This window comes from Mesorhizobium sp. M0166, from assembly GCF_040322255.1.
In the GTDB taxonomy this organism is placed as follows: Bacteria; Pseudomonadota; Alphaproteobacteria; order Rhizobiales; family Rhizobiaceae; genus Mesorhizobium.
Map to the genome: position 1 here is coordinate 206,873 of NZ_JAMYTD010000001.1, position 23,770 is coordinate 230,642.

Consider the following 23,770-nt stretch of genomic DNA (forward strand, 5'->3'; position numbering starts at 1 on the left):
CCATGACCGACGCGACCGCTGCCTACACGGCCGGGCTGCCGCGACGTCCCGACGACGCGCTGCGCGATGTCAAACGAGCCCACCGGCCGTTTCCGATCGTCCGGCTGGCGCTCTGGGCGTTCACCGTCGCCGTGGCGGCCAGCTTCGCCTATATCGTTGCGGCCAACCCGAATTTCGGCTGGCCGGTCGTCGCTCAGTATTTCTTCGATCCGACGGTCATGCAGGGGCTTTCCGTAACGCTCGGCCTGACGATCGTGGCGATGATCCTGGGTATCGCGCTCGGCCTGCTGCTCGCCATCGCGCGCATGTCGAAGGACAGGCTGGCATCCTTCCTCTCCGGCCTGTTCATCTGGTTCTTCCGGGGAACACCGCTGCTGGTGCAACTGATCTTGTGGTACAACCTTTCGACGCTGTTTCCGCGCATTTCCATCGGCTTCGCCAGTTGGAACACCAACGACCTGATCACGCCTTTGACGGCCGCGGTTCTTGGTCTGGCGCTGAACGAGGCCGCCTACATGGCCGAGATCATCCGTGGTGGGCTGCTGTCGGTCGACAAGGGGCAGGCCGAAACGGCTGAAGCCTTCGGCATGACGCGCGCGCGGGCCTTGCGGCGCATCATCATCCCACAGGCGATGCGCTCGATCGTGCCGCCGACCGGCAATCAGCTGATCAGCATGATCAAGGCGACGTCGCTTGTCAGCGTCATCGCCATGGCCGACCTGCTCTACTCGGTGCAGTCGATCTACAACCGCACCTTCGAAATCATTCCGCTGCTGATGGTTGCAGTGCTCTGGTATCTGCTGATCACCTCGGTTCTCAACGTCGCGCAGGGCGCGATCGAACGCCACTACAGCCGCGGTGACCGCGGCGCCCGCGAGAAGACGGCGACCGCCACCCTGGAGGCTGCCAATGAGCGCGCATGAGACGCCCCTGGTGCGGGCGCGCAACGTTCACAAGGCGTTCGGCCCACTCGAGGTGCTGAAGGGCATCGACCTGGACGTCGCGCCTGGCGAGGTGGTGGTTATTCTCGGACCGTCGGGCTCCGGCAAATCAACCTTCCTGCGATGCATCAATCATCTGGAGGCGATCGACCAAGGGTCGATCGAGGTGGACGGCGAGCAGATCGGTTACCGGTTGCGCGACGGCCGCCTCGACAAGCTTTCCGACCGCGCGATCGCCGCGCAGCGGCGCAAGATCGGCATGGTGTTCCAGCAGTTCAATCTCTATCCGCACATGACGACCCTGCAGAACGTCATCGAGGCTCCGGTCGGCGTTCACCGGGAGAACCGCAAGGAGGCGATCGGCTACGCCCGCGAGCTGCTGACCCGTGTCGGTCTCGCCGACAAGATCGACGCCTATCCGCGCCAGCTTTCAGGCGGCCAGCAGCAGCGCGTCGCCATCGCCCGTGCGCTCGCCATCCGCCCGAAACTGATGCTCTTCGACGAGCCGACGTCGGCGCTCGATCCGGAGCTGGTCGGCGAGGTGCTCGCCACCATGCGCGATCTCGCCAGGCAGGGCTTGACCATGATCGTGGTCACGCATGAGATCGGCTTCGCCCGCGAAGCGGCGGATCGGGTGGTGTTCATGGACGACGGTAACGTGATCGAGGCTGGGCCTCCGGACGAGGTTCTCGCCAAACCCAGGCACCCGCGCACGCGGGCTTTCTTAAGCCGTTTCATCTAAAGCAAAGCCGGCGCGATTACCTGCTCGGCCGGCAAAGGACCTCCCATGCCAAAGACCTCCAACCAGTTCGCCGATATTTCCGACTTCGCCGACAAGGCTGCCGAGCTTGCGGCGGCTCGCCGGCACCTGCACGCGCATCCCGAGCTTTCCTTCCAGGAGTACGAGACGGCTGCATACGTTGCCGAACGGCTCGAAAGCTGGGGCTATGAGGTGACGCGCAATGTCGGCGGCCTCGGGGTCGTCGGTCGCTTGCGCCAGGGCAGCGGCCGCAGCATCGCCATCCGCGCCGACATGGACGCCCTGCCGATCACCGAAGCGACCAATCTCCCTTATGCTAGCCAGGCCAGCGGCAAGATGCACGCCTGCGGTCATGACGGCCACACCACGATGCTGCTCGGCGCGGCCGAATACCTGGCGCGCACAAGGCACTTCAATGGCACGGTCAACCTCATCTTCCAGCCGGCCGAGGAAGCCGGCAAGGGAAGCGGGGCGCAGGCGATGATCGCCGACGGCCTGTTCGAACGCTTTCCCTGCGATGCGATATTCGGGCTGCACAACCACCCGGGCGCGCCGGCGGGTTCATTCCTGATACGCGCCGGGCCGCTGATGGCGGCGAGCGATACCGTCACCATCAGGATCGCCGGGCGTGGCGGCCACGCCTCGCGCCCGCACCTGACGGTCGACCCGATCGTCGCTGCCGCCAACATCATCATGACCCTGCAGACGGTTGTGTCGCGCAACGTCAACCCGATCGAGACGGCTGTCGTTACCGTCGGCACCATTCACGGCGGCACGGCCTCCAACGTCATCCCGGAACACGCCGAGATCACGCTGAGCGTCCGCTCCTTCTCGGCCGAGATCCGCGACACGCTTGAGCAGCGTATCCGCAACATCGCAGAACTTGTGGCGCAGGCGCATGGCGCAATGGTCGAGATCGATTACGAGCGCGGCTACCCGGTGGTGGTCAATTCCGAGCGCGAGACGTCCTTTGCGACAGACATCGCTGTCGAACTCGTCGGTCAGGACAAGGTGTCCGTCTGCCCGTTGATCCCTGGCAGCGAAGATTTTTCTTATTTCCTCGAACACCAACCGGGTTGCTTCCTGCGCCTCGGAAACGGCGAGGATTCAGCCATCCTGCACAGCTCGAAATATGATTTCAACGACGGCAATTTGACCGTCGGCGCAGCGCTCTGGGCTCGTTTGACCGAAAGATTCCTGGCCGCTTGATTCATAACTGCGGCTTGGATTGTCGATCGGCCGGTCGAGCAGAATTGGGGCGACCGGCCGCGCGACGATGCACAACGAATTCTCACGCATTCCCGCTCTTCGAATGCGATAAGAGCTTCGGTTTCAGACGAACAAAAAGTCACTCGTCGTCAGCGGGTTCGTAAAGTTTGCGAGAGTAACTTGATCGACTCCCGCGGTAATGATGGTGTCGGTTCCACTTTGCGCAATTGTGAGATCATCGAACGATTGCACGCCCTCCACGCCACTAAACACAATGGTGTCGCCTTGGGTCTGGCTGAAGTCGTAGATGGTGTTTTGGGTTCCGACCGTCATTGAACCATCGTCCTTGAATATGAATTGATCTCTGCCGCCCTGAGCCAGTTCGCTCAGTTGCCCGTCACCCCACATGTCGTTGATGACGGTGCAGCCGGGTGCCGCGCTCCCGGCGTACAGGGTATCGTTTCCACCTTTGGCCGAACCGGACATTTGCAGGGCGTCGCCGCACAGGAAGTTACGGACCTGGCCGCTTTCGTTGTTGTTGCCCCCGGTAAGAATGTCGTTGCCGCCCTGGGCGGAACCAGACATGGCGAGGGCGTCACCGTACAACTCGCTTAGAACATCCGGACCGGAGCTCCTGTCGCCGCCAGTCAGGGAATCATTGCCGCCCACAGCGTTGCCGAGTATCGTGCCCGCATCGCCATACCCTAAGTTATGAGTGCCTTGCAGCACGGCCGTGTCGTCGCCACCGCGAGCGTGGTCGGACATGTTGGCGCCCGCGTCACCGTAGAAACTTATCAGGGATCCACCAGCGCTCGTGAAGTTGTCGTTGCCGCCTTTGGCAAAACCGGAAAGATCACCGCCCGCGTCGCCAAAGAGGGTTTTGTTCGGGATCGCCCCACCCAGATCCGTGTAATGGTCGTCGCCGCCCTGAGCATGGTCCGACATGTCACCGCCGGCATCGCCGAAGAAAGTGCTGGTGGAAAAGAAGGCGCCCGTGAACGTGTCGTTGCCGCCCTTGCTGTTGCCCGACATATCGCCGCCGGCATCGCCGTAGAAAGTGTTGAGCGAGTCGGTCCGGCTCGTATAGTTGTCGTCGCCGCCCTGCGCGTTGCCAGACATGTTGCTGCCGGAGTCACCGAAGAAGGTGTTCGTGGCCTGCCTGGAGCCCTGGAAGGTGTCGTTGCCGCCCTTGCTGTGATCCGACATTTCGCCGCCAGCATCACCGTAGAAGGTGTGGGTAGCTCCTTGTACAGTGCTGGTCAGGAAAGTGTCATCCCCGCCCCGGGCATAGCCGAACATCTTGCCGCCGGCGTCACCATAGAAGGTATCGACTACCTGCCTTGCCACTCCACTGTTGAAGGTATCGTTGCCGCCCCTGCCATGGTCCGACATGTCGTCGCCCGCGTCACCAAAGGCAGTGGTGGTGGAGGATGACAGCCCCGTGGTGAAGGTATCGTCACCGCCCCGAGCAAAATTGAACAAGCTCCGAGCCGCGTCGCCGTAGAAGGTGTAGGTCGACGGTGCGGTTTCCGTAAAGGTGTCGTTGCCGCCTCTTGAGAAATCGAGCAGGCTGCCGCCAGCATCGCCGGTCAAGATATTCGTATTTGGATCGCCTGTGAGGGCGTCATCGATACCCCACTGATGATCTGCTAGATCACCGGTAGTAAAGGGAACGCGTTTAGACATTATCCGCTCTCCTGTTGAGCCTACCCGTCCCATGACAGCCGTACGATGTGAGGCAAAAACGAGCAATAATCCCGAATGGCTATGTCTTTAGGCGTAGGGATCGGTGCCCCGTTTACCGGCGCGCTTGGCGGCAGCTTCCTGAGGCCGTCCTGTTCCGGACTATCCCAGCCTTGCCCGAGCCTTCGCCGTCCAGGCGTTGAACAGCCGGTCTGCGACGATGCCGATGAAGGCGATGGCCAGGCCGGCGACGATGCCGCGGCCGGAATCGGCCTTGGACAGGGCGATGAACACCTCCTGGCCGAGATCGCGAGTGCCGACCATCGCGCAGATGATGATCATCGCCAGCGCCATCAGGATGGTCTGGTTGACGCCGAGCATGATCTCGGGCAACGCCAGCGGCAGTTGCACGCGAAAGAAGGTCTGCCGCCTGGTGCAGCCGGAAACCTTCGCCGCCTCGATCAGCGCCGGCGGCACCTGCCGGATACCGTGATTGGTATAGCGGATGGCCGGCACCACGGCGAAGGCGACGGTGGCGATCATCGCGGTGACGTCGCCGACCCTGAACAGCATCACCACTGGAATGATGAAGCAGAACGACGGCAGCACCTGCAGCGTGTCGATGACCGGCGTGACGATCTTTTCGAAGCGGTCGCTGCGCGATGCCGTGAGCCCGATCGGGATGCCGATCAGGCAGGCGATAAAGGCCGAGATGCCGCACAAATAGACCGTCGCCATGGTCTTTTCCCAAAGGCCGGTGACGGCGCAGAACGCGGTCAATGCCGCAACCAGGGCGGCGAGGCGCAAGCCGACGAGCTGGTAGCCGGCAAGGCCGAGGAGACACACCGCGCCCAGCCACGGAAAGCCCTCGCAGAAGGCGCGCACCGGGTTGAGCACATTGAGGATAAGCGCCACGCGGAACGCTTCGATCGTGTCGAAGAAGTTGATGGTGGTCCAGTTCACCGCCGCCTGCCACAAAGGCGCGGTGGTCAAGGTGGTCGCTTTCGGCACCGCGGCGAAGGCCGGCACAAACAGGCCGAGCAGCGTGGTGACGGCGAGGATGGCAACGGCCAGCGTCAGATTGGGATAGCGCCGCCAGAAGCTGGTGCTGGCCTGATGGCGGACATTGCCCTTGGCGTAATTGTGCGCGATCGCCTGACTCAGCCGGTCGAGGGCAATTGCCAGTGCGACGATCGCGAGGCCAGCTTCCATCGCCTCGCCGACCCTGAGCGCGCGCAACGCCAAAAGCACGTCATAGCCGAGCCCACCGGCGCCGATCATCGAGGCGATGATCACCATATTGAGCCCCAGCATGATGACCTGATTGACGCCGACCATCAATGTCGGCCGCGCCAACGGCAACAGCACCCGCCACAGTTTCTGCCGTGCCGTGCAGCCGGCCATCTCGCTGAAATCGTCGATCTCCGACGGCACCCGCGACAGGCCGAGCATCGTCGCCCGCACCATTGGCGGCGTCGCGAAAATTGCCGTCGCGATCATTGCCGAGACCGGGCTGTTGCCGAACAGAAGCAGCATCGGGATCAGATAGGCGAAGGTCGGGATCGTCTGCATCAGATCGAGGGCAGGGGAGATCAACAGCCTCTCCGCCCAAGGTTTGCGCCATGCCCAGATGCCGGCGAACAGCCCGGCGACAATGCAAAACGGCACGGCGATCGAGATCAGGCCCAGCGTCAGCATGGCGCTGGTCCACTGCCCGAACAGCGCGATGTAGAGAAAACAGCCGCCGACCAGCGCGCCCAGCTTCCAGCCGCCGGCGGCGCGCCCGGCAAGATAGGCGGCAGCGCAGACGCCGACCCAGGACAGGCGCGGCAAGACGATCATATCCGCGCCATGGCCGATCTTGAAATTCTTGGCCAGAAGACCGAGCGCGAAATCGAGCGGCACGCCGAGCACCGCGGTGATCGAGCGGGTCAGCCAGGAGAAGTTCGACTTCACCCAGTTCATCAGCGCACCGACCCAGTCTGCGACAGGAACGATCGCGCCGGCCGGATAATTGACCGCCCAGGGCAGGCTTTCCTGCAGCAGGAAGACGATAAGCACGGCGGCGAGCGCGCAGGCCCAGATCGCCAGCCAGGTTTGAACCGGCCGGGGCCTCGCTGCGCTGGCGCTTGCCGCGACGGTCATGCGCCGGCCCCACGACGCTCGATGCCTGCGAGAAGATCGATCACCGCCTGCGGCGTGACTTCACCGATCGGCTTGCCGGTGCCGTTGACCACCGCGAAGGGCTTGCCGGCAGAGACAATATCTGCCGAAAAACTTGATATCTTGGCATCCGGCGCGACCGTGCCGCCGTACTCAGTGCCGTCGCAGGCGCGCATCAGGCTGCGCGCCGAGATCACCTTGGCGCGGTCGACGTCGCGGGTGAATTCGGCGACATAGTCGGTCGCCGGGTTGACCACCAGCTCTTCCGGCATGCCGATCTGGATGACCTCGCCGTCCTTCATGATGGCGATACGATCGGCCAGCCGGATGGCCTCGTCGAAATCATGGGTGATGAAGACGATGGTCTTGTGCAGCATGGTCTGCAGCCGCATCAGCTCGTCCTGCATCTCACGGCGGATAAGCGGATCGAGGGCCGAGAACGGCTCGTCGAGGAACCAGATTTCCGGCTTCGTGGCGAGGCTGCGGGCGATGCCGACTCGCTGCTGCTGGCCGCCGGAAAGCTCGCGCGGATAGAAATGCTCGCGGCCGCGCAAGCCGACCAGCTCGATGACTTCACGGGCCCGCTTCTCGCGCGTCGGCCGGTCCTGCCCCTGGATGCCCAGGGGAAAGGCGATGTTCTCCAGTACGTTGAGATGCGGCAGCAAGGCAAAATTCTGGAAAACCATGCCCATGCGATGGCGTCGCAGCTCGATCAGCGCGGCATCGGAAATCTTGAGCAGGTCCTTGCCTTCAAACTCGACCTTGCCGTGGGTCGGCTCGATCAGCCGCGACATGCAGCGCACCAGCGTCGACTTGCCTGACCCCGAAAGTCCCATGATGATGAAGATCTCGCCCTGGCGGATTTCGAGATCGACGGCGCGCACCGCGCCAACCAGTCCGGCGGCGGCGATGTCCGCCGTGCTGGCCTTGCCGTCGCGCCGGCGGATGAAATTGGCTGCGTCCGCCCCGAACAGCTTCCAGACATTGCGACAGGCAAGCTTTATCGGGCGGGCATCGTTGCCCGCTTTCGCCGCCTGTTCAATCGTATCGGTCATGCGATCGTCCTTCTGGAACACGGGATCGAGACCCGGCCACGAATGGCCGGGTCGTCGGATTTCCAGTCAGACGGTCACTCGGCCCAGGCTTTCCAGTCGGCTTCGTGGGCGGCGATCCAGGCGGCGGCGACGTCTTCCGGCGTCTTGCCTTCGAGATCGATCTGGCCGCTCATCTTGTTGAGCTCGTCGGTATCGACCGTGTAGTTTTTCGCGACCTTGTAGGCCACCGGCCATTTGTCCTTCATGCCGGCCCAGGAATATTTCCAGATCTCGCCATGCGGCTTGCCGCAGTCATATTTCGCGTCGGGGTTCACACCCCATTTCGGGTCGGTGTAGCACTCTGTCGTATAGTCGGGGAATTCGACCCATTCGCCCTTGTATTTGGCCGGCGCCCAATGCGGCGAATAGATCCACAGCATGATCGGCGCCTTGCGCTGATAGGCCGAGTCCAGTTCGGCGAACATCGCCGCATCGGTGCCGGCATGGATGACGGTGAAGGGCAGTTTCAGCGCCTCGACGCGTTCGTCGTCAAAACCTTCCCATGTCACCGGGCCGCCGAGATAGCGCCCCTTCGGTGTCGTTTCGGCCGTCGAAAAGGCCTCCGCGCATTTTGGGTCCTTCAGCGCCTCCCAGTTCGGCAGGCCGGGGCATTTCTCTTTCATGTATTCGGGAAACCACCATTCTTCCTTGGCCTTGGGTCCGAGCTTGCCGAGGCGTTCGGTCTGGCCCGTCGCGTCCGAGGCCTTCATCGCCTCGCCGGCCGTCGTGTCCCAGAATTCCAGGCCGACATCGATGTCGCCATTGGTAAGGCCGGTGGTCAGGCTGGAGAGATAGTCGGCGGTCGGGTACTCGACGGTATAGCCGAGCTTTTCGAGGATGCCGCCGAGGATCTTGGCGTTCAGATTGACGCTGGTCCAGTCGAACAGCGCGATCTTGATCGGGTCGTTGGATTCCGGCGCCGCCGCATAGGCCGAAGGTGTCAGTGCACTTGCGGCGGCAAGTGTTAAGGCTCCCATTGAGAAATTTGAAATCATGCTCCGAAGTGACATGCTTGTTCTCCTGTCAAGCTCTGGTGGAAATTATCGTTAGTTCCCTTCTTGCGTCTTTTTTTGATTGTGTTGGAAAAGCTGGTCGTTGCGCAAGGCCGTAGGCGCCACAATGCTGCCGAAGCGGATGCCGGCGCAAAACGGGGTGGTGCCCAAATTGGTGAAGATGTGGCGGGACCGGCCGCGTCATGATCGCCGAAGGATTGCTGCCGAAGCAGTCATCCACGGATCGATCGCCGGTCTTGAGGGCAAACCATCAAAGTCCCATGATCTCGGCTGTTGGCTCGGCAACTCGACCAGAGCCACTTTCATGAGATGAAATTATATATACCAACGTTCACGTCGCGCAACGAACCCCGGTGCCAATTTCACGGCCCGTCTTTTTGCATGGACCCGTAGATGGGTTTGAAAAAAGCCAAGGTTGCCGGTCATCCCGTATGCGAGCCGCGAGGACAGGATATCGACACAATGCAGCAGACCAAAGCGCCTTACTTCTTTGCGAACCGCGGTATCGCCGTCGGCTTCTGACCGTTTCAACATCAGATCATATCCGAGGCTTTCATGACCTCTTCCTTGAACAGACTGCGAATTGCCGTGCTCTTTGGCGGACGTTCCGCCGAACATGACGTTTCGGTGCTTTCAGCAACCAATGTCATGCGGGCGCTGCTGCCCGCCAAATTCGATGCCGTCCCCATCTTCGTCACGCGCGAAGGACAGTGGCTGCTGAGCAGCTTTGAGGATGGTACGCTCGCAAAGCCTGCGGGCGGCATGGAAGTTTGCCTGGTTCCGGGCGGGCATGGGCGGATGATGGCGATCCCGGCCCACGGCACGCCCTATGATCTGCCAAAGATCGACATCCTATTTCCGGTCCTGCACGGCCTCCACGGCGAAGATGGCTCGGTGCAGGGGGTGGCGGAGGTGGCTCGGGTGCCGCTCGCCGGCTGCGGCATCCTGGGTTCGGCAACCGCGCTGGACAAGGACATCGGCAAACGGCTCCTGGCAGCCGCGGGGCTGCCAATCGCGCGCTCAGTGACGATCCATGAAGGTGCGGCGCCTGCCTTCGCCATGCTGGAAAGCGAACTCGGCCTGCCGTTCTTCATCAAACCGGCGCGTCAGGGATCGTCTGTAGGCGTCAGAAAAGTCCATGCCAGCCAGGAATTCGATGGAGCGCTTGCTGAAGCCTTCCGGCACGATTGCAAGCTGTTGGCCGAGGAATTCATTCGTGGGCGCGAGATCGAATATAGCGTGCTGGAGGAACCGGCAGGCGACCTGTTCGTCTCGCGGCCAGGCGAGATCGTGCCGGCGGAAAGCCACGATTTCTACAGCTACGATGCCAAATACATCGACGAGAACGGCGCTGTGCTAAAAGTGCCGGCCGAACTGCCGCCCGAGGTCGAGGCAGGCATGCGGGATGTGGCTGCAAGGGCTTTCAGAGCCGTCGGCTGTGACGGGATGGCGCGCATCGACTTTTTCCTGACGCCGGACATGCAGTTCCTGGTCAATGAAATCAACACCATCCCCGGCTTCACCGATATCAGCATGTATTCCAAGGCAATGGCGGCAAGCGGCGTCAGCTATTCCGAAATCATCGACCGACTCGTGGAACATGGATTGGCACGGGCGGGCCGAGCAGCCTGAACGCAGCGAAGCGGCTTTCATATCCCGGTCGATGGTAGGTTGACCCGCGCCGCTCACGACATGATCAGGCCGCCATCGACATTGATGGTCTGGCCGGTGATGTAGGCCGCATCGTCGCTGGCCAGAAAGCTGACCAGGCCGGAGACATCCTCGCCGCTGCCGGCGCGGCCCATCGGGATGTTCTTCACCCATTCGGCCATCAGCTCGCCGGGCTTGTAATCGCCCATCAACTTGCCCCACGCGGCATCGTTATAGGCCCACATGTCGGTGTCGATGATGCCGGGGCAGATCGCGTTGACGGTGATCTTCTCCTTGGCCACTTCCTTGGCCAGGCTCTGGGTGATGCCGACGACGCCGAATTTCGACGCCGCATAATGCGGCGTGTAGATAAAACCCTGCCGCGCCTGGCCGGATGCGGTGTTGATCAGCCGGCCGCCATCGCCATGCTTGCGGATGCGCGCGATCGCCTCCTGGCAGCACAGGAACACCCCCTTGGTGTTGACCGCCATCACCTTATCCCATTCGGCCTCGGTCATCGCCTCGATCCTGGCGATGGTGATGACACCGGCATTCTGTACGGAGATGTCGACGCGGCCGAACTCCTGCTCGGCCAGGTCATAGAGGGCGACGACCTCGTCTTTCCTGGTTACGTCCATGCGCAGCGATGCGACCTTGGCGCCCGCAGCCTTCAGATCGGCGGCAACCTCGTCGACGCGCGCGTCGATGGCGCTGACGACGACCGCGGCACCTTCCGCCGCGAAGCGCCTGGCTATTGCCGCGCCGATGCCGCCGCTGGCGCCGGTGATGACCGCCGTTTTTCCCTGGAATCGCTTCTGCATCTTTTCTCCTACCAGCAGACAAAGCCGCCATCGACGATCAGGTCGATGCCGGTGACGAAACTCGCGGCGCGGCTGGCCAGGAACACGGTCGGGCCGACCATCTCTTCCGGCGCCGCCATGCGGCCCATCGGCGTGTCGCGCTCAAAGATCCTGACCTGGTCGGCGACCTCCGGCCGCTTGTTCATCGGCGTCAGCGTGTAGCCGGGGCTGACGACATTGACGCGCAGGCCGCGATCCGCCCATTCCATGGCGAGGCTCTTCGACATGTGGATCACTGCGGCTTTCGACGAATTGTAATGCGCCTGGGTCAGGCCGCGATTGACGATCGAGCCCGACATCGACGCGATGTTGATGATCGAGCCTTTGCGCCGAGCCAGCATGGCGCGGGCCTCGGCCTGGCAGGACAGGAACACGCCGCTGACATTAACGTCGTAGACCTTCTGCCATTTCTCCAGCGACAGCGTCTCTGCCGGCTCAGCTCCGGCGACGCCGGCATTGTTGACGGCGATAGTCAACGCGCCGAGTTCCGCCTCCGTACGCTCGATCGCAGCCGCGAGATCGGCCTCTGAAGTCACTGTGCCGTTCAGCACCAGCGCTTTGCGGCCGAGTGCCGTTATCCGGTGCGCGGTCTCCTCCAGCCCGCCTTTCGAGGCGTGGCCGAAGCAGGCTATGTCGGCGCCGGCCTCGGCCAGCCCAATGGCGATCGCTTGCCCGATGCCGCTGCCGGCGCCTGTCACAAGTGCCACGTCACCATGAAGTTCGAATAGTTTCATCGTCGGTCCCTCTGCTCCAACCGCCGTCCTCCGGAAATAAAGGGGCGCCAACTCTCTGTTGCTGGCGCCCCGCGCGGTCTGGTGCCCGGGAGGATACCACCTGCTGCGCTTTGTTTCGATGGGCCGTCCTAGCTCGTGGCGAGTTCCATCACGGCGACATTGCTTGCTTCGCTGCGGTCGAGAATGCCGCGTTGCCGGCCGCGGCTCAGCACCAGCACGCGATGCGACAGGCCGAGAACTTCCTCAAGGTCGGAGCTCACCACCACCACCGCCATGCCGGAACGGGCAAGGTCGGCGATGACATCGTAGATCGCGGCGCGGGCACCGACGTCGATGCCGCGCGTCGGCTCGTCCAGGATGAACACCTTGGGCGGGCGCGACACCCATTTGGCGATGATCACCTTCTGCTGGTTGCCGCCTGAAAGCTTGCTGACGGCCTGGTTCGGCCGGCCCTTGACGCCGAGCCTGCGAATGCCAGCCTCGGCGAATTTCTGCACCGCCCTCGGAAACACCCAGCCGTTCGGCGCGACATGGTCGAAATTGCCGATCGCCAGATTCTCGCCGATCGTCTGGTCGAGCACCACGCCTTGTGCCTTGCGGTCTTCCGGTACCAGCACGACGCCGGCCTTGATCGCCGCCGCCGGGCCATTGAGATGCACCGGCTTGCCGGCGACGCGCACCGAGCCGGATGAGATCGGATCGGCACCGGCGATCGCCCGCACCAGCTCCGTGCGGCCGGCGCCGATCAGCCCGGCAATGCCGAGGATTTCGCCGGCCCGCACTGAAAAGCTGACATTTTGAAAGCTGCGTTCCGGCGAGGACAGGTTCTCGACTTCGAGCAGCGTGTCGCTGCCCGGCGCCGATACCGTAGGGAACATCCGCTCGACACTGCGGCCGACCATTTGCTCGACCACAGTGCGCACAGGAATGTCGGCGCGCTCGTGCCGGGCGACGATGCGCCCGTCGCGCATCACCACCACGCGGTCGGCGATCTGGGCGATCTCGTCCAGCCGGTGGCTGATATAGATGAAGGACATGCCTTCCGCCTTAAGCTTGCGGATCTGCTGGAACAGGAGCTCCGTTTCCTCGCCGCCAAGGGCCGCCGTTGGTTCGTCGAAGATCAGCAGCTCGGCATTGAGCGTCAGCGCCTTGGCGATCTCGACCTGCTGCTGGGCGGCGATACGCAGCGTGCGCACCTTGCGCTCGGGCGAGACATCGAGGCCGAGGCGCTTCAACTGGGCCGATGCCCGTGCGTTCATTGCCGCGCGATCGATGCGGCCGCCGCGCATCGGCAGGCGCCCGACATAGACGTTTTCAGCGACCGACAGATCGGGCAAGAGCTTCAGCTCCTGGTGGATCATGCCGATGCCGGCGTCGATCGCCGCGGCAGGATTGGCGGGGGAATAAGCGTTCCCCCGCCAGGTGATGGTGCCGGCATCGGGTTTCGTCGACCCGGCGATGATGTTCGAGACAGTCGACTTGCCGGCGCCGTTTTCGCCAAGCAGCGCCACGACCTCGCCCGGCCGCACCTCGAAGCTCGCATCGGCCAGGACCTGCACCGGCCCGTAGCTCTTGCAGAGGCCGCTGACGACGAGCCCGTTATGGGGGCTGTGCGTGTGGCGAGGATCGGTGGACATCGTTGCGCTCGTCGACTGCCGGACTGGTCTCAATCAGGGATGCTTGGCGATGAACTGCTCGACATTGTCCTTGGTGGTCAGCGTCGCATCCTGCAGCTGTTCGGCGGGAATGGTCTCGCCGGCCACCAGCTTGATTGCCGCGTCGACGGCAAGCCGGCCCATGCCCTGGGTCTGCTGCGTCGCGGTCACGTCGAAGACACCGTCCTTCAGTGCCTTGAGCGCCGCCACGTCGCCGTCGAAGCCGGCAACCCAGACCTTGTGGCCGGGATTGGCGACCTTGACGGCCTGCGCCGCACCGAGCGCCAGCGCATCGGCCTGGCCGATGACGATCGACACGTCGGGGTGCGACTGCAACAAATCCTGCGTCAGCTTGAAGCCTTCGTCCTGGTGCCAGCCTTCGCTCCACAATTCGCCGACAACCTTGATGTCGGGATAGCCCTTCAGCGCTTCGCCGCAGCCCTTCGAGCGATCGACCTCGGGCGTCGTACCCTTCTGGCCGTGGATGATGATCAGCTCGCCCTTGCCGCCAGCCTGCTTGGCGATGTAGTCGCAAACCGCCTTGGCCGAGGCCACGCTGTTGGTGGCGATGAAGGTATCGCCGGGTGCGCCGTCGGCGTTGCGGTCGACATTGATGACTGGGATGCCGGCAGCCTTGGCGGTCTTGGTCGGCACGGTGGCGGCGGTGGCGCCGGCTGGAATGTAGATCAGCGCATCGATGTTCTGCGTGATCAGGTCCTGCACCTGGCTGACCTGGGTCGCCGAATCGCCCTTGGCATCGACGGTAACGACCTCGATCCCCTTTTCCTTGCCGTAGGCTTCGACGGACTGCTTTATCTGGTTGAAGAAGTCGGCCTGCAGATTGGCGACGGCGAGGCCGAGCTTCTTGGCCTCCTTGGCCGAGGCCATGTCGGACAGGCCAAGCAGCGGGATGACGGCCGCTGCGGCAAGCAGCAATGAACGTTTGGTCAGCATGTTATTCCTCCGTTGATGTTCAATCTGTCCTGCCCGCGCATCGCGGCGCCCCTTGGCCGAACAACTCCCAGTTTCGGATCACCGATCCGTTTTCGCCCGAATATCGGGGCGAATCTCATTGAGCCCAATTCTTCATTGCGCCCCATTCTTCATTGCGCCCCATTCTTCATTGCGCCCTGCGGCGCCAGGTGTCGGTGGCCACCGCCAGCGCGATCACCACGCCGATAACCACTTGCTGGATGAAGGGCGAGACGCCGAGCAGGTTCAGTCCGTTGCGCAGCACGCCAATGATGAGGACGCCGATGGCTGTGCCGCCTATCGAACCGACGCCGCCCGACAGGCTGGCGCCGCCGATTACCACCGCCGCGATCGTGTCGAGTTCGTATCCGAGGCCGGAGCTCGGCTGGACGGAATCGAGCCGCGCGGCAAGCACGATGCCAGCGAGACCGGCCAGCACGGCGCAGATCGCATAGACCCAATTTGTCAGCGACTTGACCGGTATGCCGGACAGCCGGGCGACTTCGGCACTGCCGCCGATTGCGTAGAGGCTACGGCCGGTGGCGCGGTAGTTCAGGAAGATCGCGAAAATGACGGCAAGCACGATCATCAGCCCGACGGTGACCGACAGGAAGCCGAAATGGCGGATGATCGACAGGCTGGTGAACCAGTCGGGAAAGCCGACGATCTGCGAGCCGTCGGTGATCATGTTGGCGAGGCCGCGCGCCACCGACATCATCGCCAACGTGGCGATGAAGGGCGGCAGCTTGGTGACCGTCACCAGCAGGCCCGAAACCAGCCCGCAAAGGCCGGCGACGACGAGGGCTGCGGCGATGCCGGCCGGCAGGCCGAGATTGAGATAGTCCGGATGGGCGACGAAGCCCATCACCATGGAAGCCAGCGCCAGCACTGAGCCGACGGACAGGTCGATGCCGCCGATCAGGATGACCAGCGTCATGCCGATCGCCATGATGCCGAGCACGGTGACCTGGTCGAGCACATTGAGAATGTTGCGGACAGTCAGGAAGGTGTCGGTGGTCAGCGAGAGCGCCAGGCACAGCAGAACCAGCCCGATCAGCGGACCCATGGTTCCGGCAAAGACAGCCGAAAACTTTGCGCCCGCCGTAGCCTGCGCACCAGAGCCTGCTTTCAACTCGCTTGCGTCGTTGCTCACAGCCACTTTGTCTCCTCCACAGCAATCCGGCGCTGCATCACCGGGTCACTTTGTTCACCCAGGCCCCTCCCTGTGAACAATTTATCTTTAGTATGCAATTTTGTTCAGCTAAACTGTTCGTCGGAAAATTGTCAAGGCCTGCCGCTTCATTCGACGACGGGTTTGCGCTGTCCGCCGGTTTGCCTTACGCAAGGTCTCGGAAATCTTGGGCATTTCGAAGTCGCCGGATTGGAATATCATGGGCAGAGCCGGCGGCTGCGGCAAGGCAAACAGATGACGATCGTAGAGAACGAAAGAGCCTCGCGCTTCCCAGACGCCGAACTCAAGGCCCGCGCCGCCTGGCACTATTATGTCGAGGGTCTTACACAGGAGCGGATTTCCGAAATTCTCGGCGTCGGCCGCATCAAGGTGCATCGCATTCTCTCCGCCGCCCGCGAAGAGGGTGTCGTCCAGTTTCGCATCCGCGACAGCGTCGTTGAATGCGTGGTTTTGGAGGAAAGCCTGAAGCAGCGGTTCGGGCTCAGCCAGGCCGTTGTCGTGCCGTCGGCGGCCGACCGAAGCAACGCGCCGCTGATGATCGGCCACGCCGCCGCCGCCTACCTGGCCGACCATGTGAATGCCGGCGATGTCATCGCACTCGGCTGGGGGCGGACACTGAAATTCGCCATCAATGAATTGCCGCGACGGCCGATCGCCAGGACGACGGTCGTTTCGATGCTCGGCGGCCTTACCCATGCCCAGCCGCTCAATCCGACCGAAAGCGCCTGGGATTTCGCCGAAAAGATCGGTGCGGAGTGCTTCCTGCTGCCGGTGCCGGTCTATGCCGACAGGCCGGAGCAGCGCGACGCTTTCATGAGCCAGCGCAGCGTTCAGGACGTCGTCTTCCGTGCACGCCGGGCAAACATCGCTGTGCTCAGCGTCGGCTCGTTTTCCAACGACAGCCCGATCGCCAATTACGGCTTCATCAAGCCAAGCGAACTCGAGGAACTGCAGGCGGCCGGTGCCGTCGGCGATATTCTGTGTCATTTCATCGACGCCGAGGGCCGGCCGGTCGATCACGAGGTCAACCGCCGCGTCTGCGCCTATCCGCTGCAGGATCTGTCGGATATCCCGAGCATCATCCTGGTGTCGGGAGGCAGCGAGAAGGTTGCGGTGATGCGGGCGGCGCTCGCCAACATCAAGGTATCGGTTCTGATCACCGACGAAGACGCGGCGAAAGGCTTGCTGGGCCGGTAGATATTGCTGCGCTGAAGATTTGAAAGAGATCGAGGCTGTCGCAACCGAGCTCAAAGACAGCGGCGCAGAATTTCGCTCTGTAGCGATCCGTCCCACCCCCCTCTGTCCTGCCGGACATCTCCCCCGCAAGGGGGAGATCGGCAATTGCGATGCCGTCGCTCATCCTGCAACGCTTGTGGTTAGCGAAAACGGTGATGAAGGCTCAATCTCCCCACTTGCGGGGGAGATGGCCGGCAGGCCAGAGGGGGGTGCTGTCCCGCCGACATCTCAAAGGCTGGGTCCAAAAGGTCTCCGACCTCTCAAAATCTCTAAACTTGCCCAACCTCACCCAGCAAATCTCTAAACTTGCCCAACCTCAGCCAGCCGCGCGTGGATATCGCGCGTCGCGTGATAGAGGCCGCGGTAGATCGCTTTGCGCGTGCGGTAGAAGGACATCAGCTCGCCGACCGGGTCGACATGCCTGTTCGGCGCTGCCGCCATCGCTTCCGCGGCGGCTTCCGGCGAGGCAAACCAGCCGACAGCCGCTGCCGCCAGCATGGCAGCGCCGAGCGCGGCGGCTTCGTTGACCGGCGAAACCGAGAGCGGCCGCTCGAGTACGCTTGCCATGATCTGCATGAGCAGCGCGCAATTGGTACCGCCGCCGGCGGCAATCATCGTCGCCGGTCCGCCGGCCTGGGCTTCCATGGCCTCGGTGGCAACGGCCTGCTCGAAGGCGATGCCTTCCAGGACAGCGCGGAAGAGATGCTCCGGCCGGTGGTCCAGCGACAGGCCGACAATGGCGCCGCGCGCCGCACCGTCCCAATAGGGGCTCATGACGCCGGCCCAATAGGGCATGATGAGCAGGCCGTCGCTGCCCGCGGCAACATCCAGCGCAGCTTTCTCCAGCGCAGCGGCTGACGGCGAGCCGGTGGTTCGGACGATCCAGTCGACCAGCTGCATGCCCGAGCGTAGTACGGTCTCCAGCATGAAACCGGAGCCGGTCGGCGAGACCAGCGTTCGAAAGGCGTCCGAGGTTTTCACCTTGCCGGAATAGCAGCCGCTGACCACGCCGGAGCCGAGCGAGAGATAGCTCTTGCCCTCGCCGTAGACGCCCATGCCAAGGCCCATAGCTTGCCCGTCACCGGCTCCTGCCACAACCGGCGTGCCAGCCTTCAGGCCCGTCAGTTGCGCCGCGGTTGTGGAAAGCCCGCCGCAAATTGCGCCCGGCGCGACCAGCTCGGGCAATTGCTCCAGCTGCAGCCCCGCCGCCGCAACGAGCTCTGGACGCCAAGTGCCTTTCTCGACGTCGAGCAGCCCGAGCGGATCCGCACTTGCGGTGCTGGTGACCAATCGCCCGGTCAGCCGCTGAACGAAGAAGCCGTGCACGTCGACCAGCGCCGCTGCCTGGTGCAGCACCTGCGGCTGGTGTTCGGCAAGCCAGGCGATCGCATACAGCGCCGGCGTCGGGTCCGGCGGCTTGCCGCTCCAGTCGCGGATCGCCTCGCGGCCAAGTTCGGCCGAAAGCCTGATAACCTGAGGCCGGGCGCGTTCGTCCAGCCACAGGATCGCAGGGATGAGTGGTTTGCCGGCGCTGTCGACTAGCGTGAAGGTCTCGCGCTGATGTGCAATGCAGATCGCCGCCACCCGCGCAGCGCCGACCGCCTCGGTGACCTGCTTCAATGCGCCAAGCAGCGCGGCCCACCAATGTTCGGCGTCCTGCTCGAAATGGCCGGGCTGCGGATTTGAAAGCGGGTAGGTCTTGCGCGCCTGGAACAGCTCTTCGCCGTCGCGGGTGAAGGCAATCGCCTTCACGGCCGTGGTCGAGGCGTCGATCCCGATTACGACATCGTCCATCAGCGGAGATCCGGCGGGGTCAGGCTGCGTTTGTTGCGAACCGTCCGTCCGATTGGTCGAGACGGCGGCGGATCTGGGTTATCACCATCGAATCGTCGGGTACACAATTTTCATAGGTCAGGAAGTCGCCGGTCTTGAGCGGCTTGACCACCTTGGCGCGCTCGGCAAGGCCGAGCGGCAGGGCGCCGCGGGCGCGAGCATCGTCCCACGTCATGGCGAAGCCGCGATAGTCGTTCTCGCCGATCATGCCGAGCGACTGGCCAACGCCAAGATCGCTCTTGGCAACCGCCACCGCCTCGGCGACCGGATGGTCGAGCGGCTCCATGTCGGCGCGCTTGTAGACCACCGCGCGCGCCGCCGACAGCGGCACTTCCAGGCTGGTCAGATGATAGGGCCGGAAGATCGTGAAGTAGGGGCCCTTGCCAACCTTGAGGTCGATCATGCGCTCCAGCACGCGCGGATGCCGGGTCTCGATGATGCAGAACACGCCGGGCGCGACGCCCTTGCCGATGGAATAGTCGACCACGCCCTTGCGGTGCAGCACGCCGCCATCCTCGCGCGGGCAGAGCACGCTGGCCAGTTCCTCCAGCGTCGCGGTCGGGCCGTGCATGCCCGGCACGTCGGGCACCAGCCCGGTCGCATTGGCGATCGCCACCATCTCGATCGCCGTCTTCGACCCGTCGACGAATTCGACCAGCATGCGCGCATTCATATTGCGCTCGGCCGCCTCCTTCTCGTAGTCGGCCGGCATGGCGTCGATCTTCAGCGGATTGTTCTTGCCCTTGCCGGCGGCGATGATGTTGAAGCCGAGGCTTTTGGCAAAGCCGATGATCTCCAGCGTGCAGGCCGGCTCGTCGCCGGCCGCACCCGTATAGACGACGCCGGCCTTGCGCGCTTCGTCCTTGAGGAAACGGCCGATGGTGATATCGGCCTCGACATTGAGCATGACGATGTGCTTGCCGTTCCTCATCACTTCGAGCGCGAACAGCGTGCCGATGTTGGGATTGCCCGTCGCGTCGATGATGACGTCGATGCGGCCGGCCGCCGCCAGCGCATGCAAATCTTCGGTCACCGCGATCTTGCCGACCTCGATGGCGCGGTCGATCGCCGCCGCATTGCCGGCCTGGACGATGTCGGAACGGTCGTGGCCAGCGAGCAGCGCCGCGTCGATCGCTGCCTGCGGCCTGACTTCGGAAATGGCGCCGATCCGCATGCCCGGCATCAGTGCGACCTGGACGACGATGTCGGTGCCCATCTGTCCGGCGCCGGCAAGCCCGATGGTGATCGGCCCGTGCTGTTCAGCGCGCTGCAGAAGTTCCGCTGCAAATTGCGGATGGGACATGTCGCTTCCTCCAGTTCCGGACGCGCCGCAGCGTCCAAATCAACGTTTTGAACATTTCTATTTGCAAATGAAAAATATTTCAACCGGCAATTGGGCATTGTCGCTCTGCAATCGGCCGAAGACGATTGGATGAGTGGTCAATCTAGCGGCCGTGCCTCTGCAGTCAGAAGGACGCGGCAAATTTCAGGTTGAATGGGGTGCAGCGTTGTTGCGCTCAGCTGCCGATCTCGAAGAAGGGCGCGCCGAGCAGGTGGGGAACGACATCGATGCCGAGTCCGGGCCCGTCCGGAATGCCCATGCGGCTGCCCGAAACCGGCGGCATGTTGGATGCGGTGCGCACCGTCACCCATTCGTGAAAGGCGATGGCGTGCAGCCGGCGCTCCTCCGGCGTCGACAGCGACAGATGCGCCATGGCCGATGTGTCGATCTCGGCGCCGCCAGTGTCCTCGACGGTGATCATGAAGCCCAGGTCGACGGCAAGGTCGCGGATCTGGCGCGTCTTGGTAACGCCGCCGAGGCGCGAGATCTTCAGCGTCAGCCCGTCGGCCGCGCCCTTGCGGTGGATGTCGAGCATATCGTCCAACGAGGCGACGGATTCGTCGAGCACCATCGGCTTGTCGAGCGAGCGGCGCACCGACATGCATTCGTCGATCGTCGTGCAGGGCTGCTCGAACGTGTAGTCGATGGTGCGCGTCGCATCGGCGAATTGGCGCGCCTGGTAAGAGGTCCAGCCGGCATTGGCGTCGCAGAAGATGACGGTGCCCTTCGGCACCGCGGCGGCGACGGCGGTGACGCGTTCGATGTCGTCATGGACGTTGCCGCCGACCTTGACCTGAAGCCGGCGAAACCCTTGGTCGACGATGCGCTTGGCAAGTGCGGCCATCGCATCGACCGTGCCGTGGGTGACGACCTTGTAGAGTTCGGCCGTCTCGCTTTCGCGCCCACCAAGCAGGGTGACCAGCGGCACGTCGGCGGCGCGCGCCGCGAGATCCGAGCATGCCATGTCGAGCGCCGACTTGATGTAGGGATGGCCCTTGAACACCGTGTCCATCAGCCTGTTGATACTGGCAAGCCCGCGCGGGTCATGGCCGACAAGATACGGCGCGATCTCGACGACGCCGGCGCGAGCACCGGCGGCGAAGGCCGGCGAATAGAAATTGCCAAGCGGCGCCATCTCGCCCCAGCCGGTGAGCCCGCTGTCGGCGGTGACCGCGACGATCACCGCGTCGAACGCATCGGCGACGCGCCCCCTGGACATGCGGTAAGGCCCGTCAACGAAGGGCTGCACGACATGGTAGGCCTTGATGGTTTTGATCTGCACGTTTTCTGTCCGTTATCTGCGATATTAAGGGTGGCCCGCCAAACTTATCGGGCTCATCAGGCGGTTTCGGGCCGGCCGCGGGTCGGGCTTGCACGACTAGCGTCATTTGGGCCGCGTCGCTCCAGCCCGCGCGCATAGGCGAGCAATGCCTCGAAATCGAAATCGATGTGCTCCTTGGCGTGGTGCTGTGCAGCGGGCATGTCGTTGCCCTTGAGCAGCCGCACATAGGTCTCGTGAGCATCTTCGGCAGGCACAGGCTCGTTGCGGGCCCGCTGGTGCAGCGCGAAATACATCTGCAGCCGGCTGGTCAGCCGTTGCCACGTTTCAAGCAGCACCGAATTGTCGGCCCATTCGTGGATCAGGCCATGCAGTTGCAGCGCCGTTTCGATCTGCCGCGTCGTGTCCAGTTCGCGCGTCGCCTGCTTCACCGCCGCATGACGCCGGTCGAGTTCGTCGAAGAACCGCTGGTCGCGAAGCGGCCAGGTCCGCGCGATGGCGAACTCGTCCAGCACCTTGTTGAGCGAATAGGCATCGTCGATGTCCTTGGCGGTAACATCAATGACGAAGGTTCCGGCGTAGGGGATGCTGGTCAGGATGCCTTCCTGCACCAGTTCGCGCATCGCCTCGCGCAGCGGCGCACGGCTCACCCGCATCTGCTCGGAAATCCTGAGTTCGTTGAGCTTCTGCCCCGGCTCCAGCTGGCCGGTCAGGATCGCCCGCCGGAGCAGCGCCACGATCTCGGCCCTGCGTGTCGTATCCGCGATCGGACTGAAATCCAGCGTTGCCATCCGGCTGCTCCAGGAGACCAAAAGCAACACAAGCAGATTGTCGACAATCTAACAAGAGTAATTTCTGGATTCTCGACCCTGCATGACATTGGCGGCCTTCCGGCCTCAGCCAGCCTTCCCGCTCCCCTCGCTGAGCGTCAGCTGGCTTCTCGCAGCGCGAAACGGACTGGTGCGTAGCCTTCGCAATGTCCATTGACGACTGGGAAGCTTTGTGTCACTAGCAGTGACATGAATTCACAAATGATGACTCAGAAATACGAGAGCCCGCTGCGGGCAGAGCAGGCGCAGGCCACGCGCGAGCGGATCCTCGCGTCCATTCGAACGATCCTGGAGCAAAATCCGTACAGCCTCCTTGGCTTCGATGAGGTTGCCGAGGTTTCGGGCGTGAACCGAAGGACGATCTTCCGCCACTTCCCGACGAAGGAAGCGCTTTTGGAAGCCTTTTGGGCCAGCACCAATGCCTCGCTGGGAGTGCGGTTCTGGCCTGAGCGGGAGCAGGATCTGATCGATCTTCCTCCCGATCTTTTCGCTTCGTTGGACGCAATCGAAGGCGTAGTCAGGGCCTCGCATGCGAGCGTTACCGGGCGCGAGATGCGCCTGCAAGCCAATGGTGAGCGGCAACGTGCCTTTCGGAGCAGCCTTTCGCAAGTCGCTAAAGGAATGGACCCGAAGGCGGCGCGCCAGCTTGAGGCCGTGATCCAGCTCCTGTTCAGCGCCACTGCCTGGCAGACGATGAAAGACTACTGGGGTCTTAACGGCCGTGAGGCCGGAGAGGCAGCCGCCTGGGCAATTCGCGCCTTGCTCAATGCGGCAAAATCGCAGCAGGGCGCTGTTCGAAAGGGAAAAAGCAAGTGACTTGGCATAAGACCAAAGCAACGGTCCATCCGGCCGATTCGGTTCAAAGCTTCTGGGTAATGGGCGATCAGGTCGCTGTCCGGGCAAAGCTCGCTGGGACGGCACTCAACGTGATCGACGTCACGGTGCCTCCTGGAAGCGGCACGCCGCCCCACACGCATCCTTCCGCGGAAATTTTCCGCATTCTCGAGGGCACTCTCACGATGTGGACAGTGATCGATGGTGTCGCGCAAGAATACGAGGTGGAACCCGGTGATGTCGTCACCATTCCGGGCAACGCGCCCCATGGCTATCGCAATGCTGGTCCCGTGCCGGCTATGTTCATGGCGATCGTCGACGACGAGATGATCGCATTCTTCGAAGAGGCTGCATCCAAGGACGCGCCCTCCGGCCCGCCGACCGCTGACATGATTAACCGCGTGATCGAGCTTACCGGACGGCACGGAATCCAGATCCTGCAGGCGGCCTGACCGGCGAAACTGTTGCGCCAGGCTCAAGATTTGACCTG

20 protein-coding genes are annotated in these 23,770 nt (G+C 63.1%); 7 read left to right on the forward strand and 13 right to left on the reverse strand.

Translation table 11 applies throughout. From position 1 onward, the window contains the following. Positions 1-2 precede the first annotated feature (2 nt). The 3 genes from NKJ46_RS01020 to NKJ46_RS01030 are packed head-to-tail and all read left to right on the forward strand — an operon-like array spanning position 3 to position 2,910. Positions 3-923 (forward strand): amino acid ABC transporter permease, encoded by a 921-nt coding sequence (locus tag NKJ46_RS01020; protein WP_352660780.1) that lies wholly within the window; start codon positions 3-5, stop codon positions 921-923. Further along, complete coding sequence (locus tag NKJ46_RS01025) at positions 910-1,683, forward strand: amino acid ABC transporter ATP-binding protein (RefSeq protein ID WP_352660783.1); 774 nt, start codon at positions 910-912, stop codon at positions 1,681-1,683. The genes NKJ46_RS01020 and NKJ46_RS01025 overlap by 14 nt, the downstream gene beginning before the upstream one ends. A gap of 45 nt (positions 1,684-1,728) precedes the next feature. Beyond that, complete coding sequence (locus tag NKJ46_RS01030) at positions 1,729-2,910, forward strand: M20 aminoacylase family protein (RefSeq protein WP_352660786.1); 1,182 nt, start codon at positions 1,729-1,731, stop codon at positions 2,908-2,910. 123 nt (positions 2,911-3,033) lie between these two features. Here NKJ46_RS01030 and NKJ46_RS01035 read toward each other — a convergent pair whose 3' ends face one another. The 4 genes from NKJ46_RS01035 to NKJ46_RS01050 all read right to left on the reverse strand — a co-directional run bounded on the left by NKJ46_RS01035 (position 3,034) and on the right by NKJ46_RS01050 (position 8,860). Then, positions 3,034-4,596 (reverse strand): hypothetical protein, encoded by a 1,563-nt coding sequence (locus tag NKJ46_RS01035; RefSeq protein WP_352660789.1) that lies wholly within the window; start codon positions 4,594-4,596, stop codon positions 3,034-3,036. 159 nt (positions 4,597-4,755) lie between these two features. After that, the gene (locus tag NKJ46_RS01040) at positions 4,756-6,738 is read right to left on the reverse strand and encodes an ABC transporter permease (RefSeq protein ID WP_352660791.1); all 1,983 of its coding nucleotides are present in this window, start codon (positions 6,736-6,738) and stop codon (positions 4,756-4,758) included. Continuing rightward, positions 6,735-7,811, reverse strand: a complete 1,077-nt coding sequence (locus NKJ46_RS01045; protein ID WP_352660793.1) for a quaternary amine ABC transporter ATP-binding protein — start codon at positions 7,809-7,811, stop codon at positions 6,735-6,737. Before NKJ46_RS01045 ends, NKJ46_RS01040 begins: the two co-directional genes overlap by 4 nt. A gap of 74 nt (positions 7,812-7,885) precedes the next feature. Beyond that, complete coding sequence (locus tag NKJ46_RS01050) at positions 7,886-8,860, reverse strand: ABC transporter substrate-binding protein (protein WP_292653893.1); 975 nt, start codon at positions 8,858-8,860, stop codon at positions 7,886-7,888. 558 nt (positions 8,861-9,418) lie between these two features. Between NKJ46_RS01050 and NKJ46_RS01055 the strand changes: the two genes are divergently transcribed. Continuing rightward, complete coding sequence (locus NKJ46_RS01055; protein ID WP_352660795.1) at positions 9,419-10,495, forward strand: D-alanine--D-alanine ligase family protein; 1,077 nt, start codon at positions 9,419-9,421, stop codon at positions 10,493-10,495. Positions 10,496-10,548: 53 nt separating this feature from the next. Here NKJ46_RS01055 and NKJ46_RS01060 read toward each other — a convergent pair whose 3' ends face one another. The 5 genes from NKJ46_RS01060 to NKJ46_RS01080 form a co-directional block, all read right to left on the reverse strand. Then, entirely contained in the window at positions 10,549-11,334 is a 786-nt protein-coding gene (locus NKJ46_RS01060; RefSeq protein WP_352660797.1) for a glucose 1-dehydrogenase, read from the reverse strand. Positions 11,335-11,342: 8 nt separating this feature from the next. Further along, a complete protein-coding gene (locus NKJ46_RS01065; protein ID WP_352660799.1) occupies positions 11,343-12,107 on the reverse strand; it encodes an SDR family oxidoreductase in 765 nt (254 codons plus the stop codon). Between the two features lie 128 nt (positions 12,108-12,235). Then, positions 12,236-13,744: a sugar ABC transporter ATP-binding protein gene (locus NKJ46_RS01070; protein ID WP_352660802.1), complete on the reverse strand. Its 1,509-nt coding sequence runs from the start codon at positions 13,742-13,744 to the stop codon at positions 12,236-12,238. Positions 13,745-13,777: 33 nt separating this feature from the next. After that, the gene (locus NKJ46_RS01075) at positions 13,778-14,716 is read right to left on the reverse strand and encodes a sugar ABC transporter substrate-binding protein (RefSeq protein ID WP_254820381.1); all 939 of its coding nucleotides are present in this window, start codon (positions 14,714-14,716) and stop codon (positions 13,778-13,780) included. 166 nt (positions 14,717-14,882) lie between these two features. Then, on the reverse strand, positions 14,883-15,893 hold the full coding sequence (locus tag NKJ46_RS01080) for an ABC transporter permease (RefSeq protein WP_292653900.1): 1,011 nt from the start codon (positions 15,891-15,893) through the stop codon (positions 14,883-14,885). A gap of 267 nt (positions 15,894-16,160) precedes the next feature. On the opposite strand from NKJ46_RS01080, the gene NKJ46_RS01085 reads away from it, so the two are divergent. Continuing rightward, a complete protein-coding gene (locus NKJ46_RS01085) occupies positions 16,161-17,123 on the forward strand; it encodes a sugar-binding transcriptional regulator (RefSeq protein ID WP_352660805.1) in 963 nt (320 codons plus the stop codon). 339 nt (positions 17,124-17,462) lie between these two features. On the opposite strand, the gene NKJ46_RS01090 is transcribed toward NKJ46_RS01085, so the two are convergent. The 4 genes from NKJ46_RS01090 to NKJ46_RS01105 form a co-directional block, all read right to left on the reverse strand. After that, positions 17,463-18,956: a xylulokinase gene (locus NKJ46_RS01090; protein WP_352660808.1), complete on the reverse strand. Its 1,494-nt coding sequence runs from the start codon at positions 18,954-18,956 to the stop codon at positions 17,463-17,465. 19 nt (positions 18,957-18,975) lie between these two features. Next, a complete protein-coding gene (locus NKJ46_RS01095; protein ID WP_352660810.1) occupies positions 18,976-20,298 on the reverse strand; it encodes an NAD(P)H-dependent oxidoreductase in 1,323 nt (440 codons plus the stop codon). Between the two features lie 214 nt (positions 20,299-20,512). Continuing rightward, positions 20,513-21,619, reverse strand: coding sequence for a mandelate racemase/muconate lactonizing enzyme family protein (locus tag NKJ46_RS01100; RefSeq protein ID WP_352660813.1), 1,107 nt, complete (start codon positions 21,617-21,619; stop codon positions 20,513-20,515). A gap of 56 nt (positions 21,620-21,675) precedes the next feature. Beyond that, on the reverse strand, positions 21,676-22,407 hold the full coding sequence (locus NKJ46_RS01105) for a GntR family transcriptional regulator (RefSeq protein WP_352660815.1): 732 nt from the start codon (positions 22,405-22,407) through the stop codon (positions 21,676-21,678). Between the two features lie 240 nt (positions 22,408-22,647). Here NKJ46_RS01105 and NKJ46_RS01110 point away from each other — a divergent pair, with 240 nt between their 5' ends. Both NKJ46_RS01110 and NKJ46_RS01115 read left to right on the forward strand, forming a co-directional pair. Next, entirely contained in the window at positions 22,648-23,262 is a 615-nt protein-coding gene (locus NKJ46_RS01110; RefSeq protein WP_352660818.1) for a TetR/AcrR family transcriptional regulator, read from the forward strand. Between the two features lie 59 nt (positions 23,263-23,321). Beyond that, entirely contained in the window at positions 23,322-23,732 is a 411-nt protein-coding gene (locus tag NKJ46_RS01115) for a cupin domain-containing protein (RefSeq protein ID WP_352660820.1), read from the forward strand. Positions 23,733-23,770: the final 38 nt, after the last annotated feature.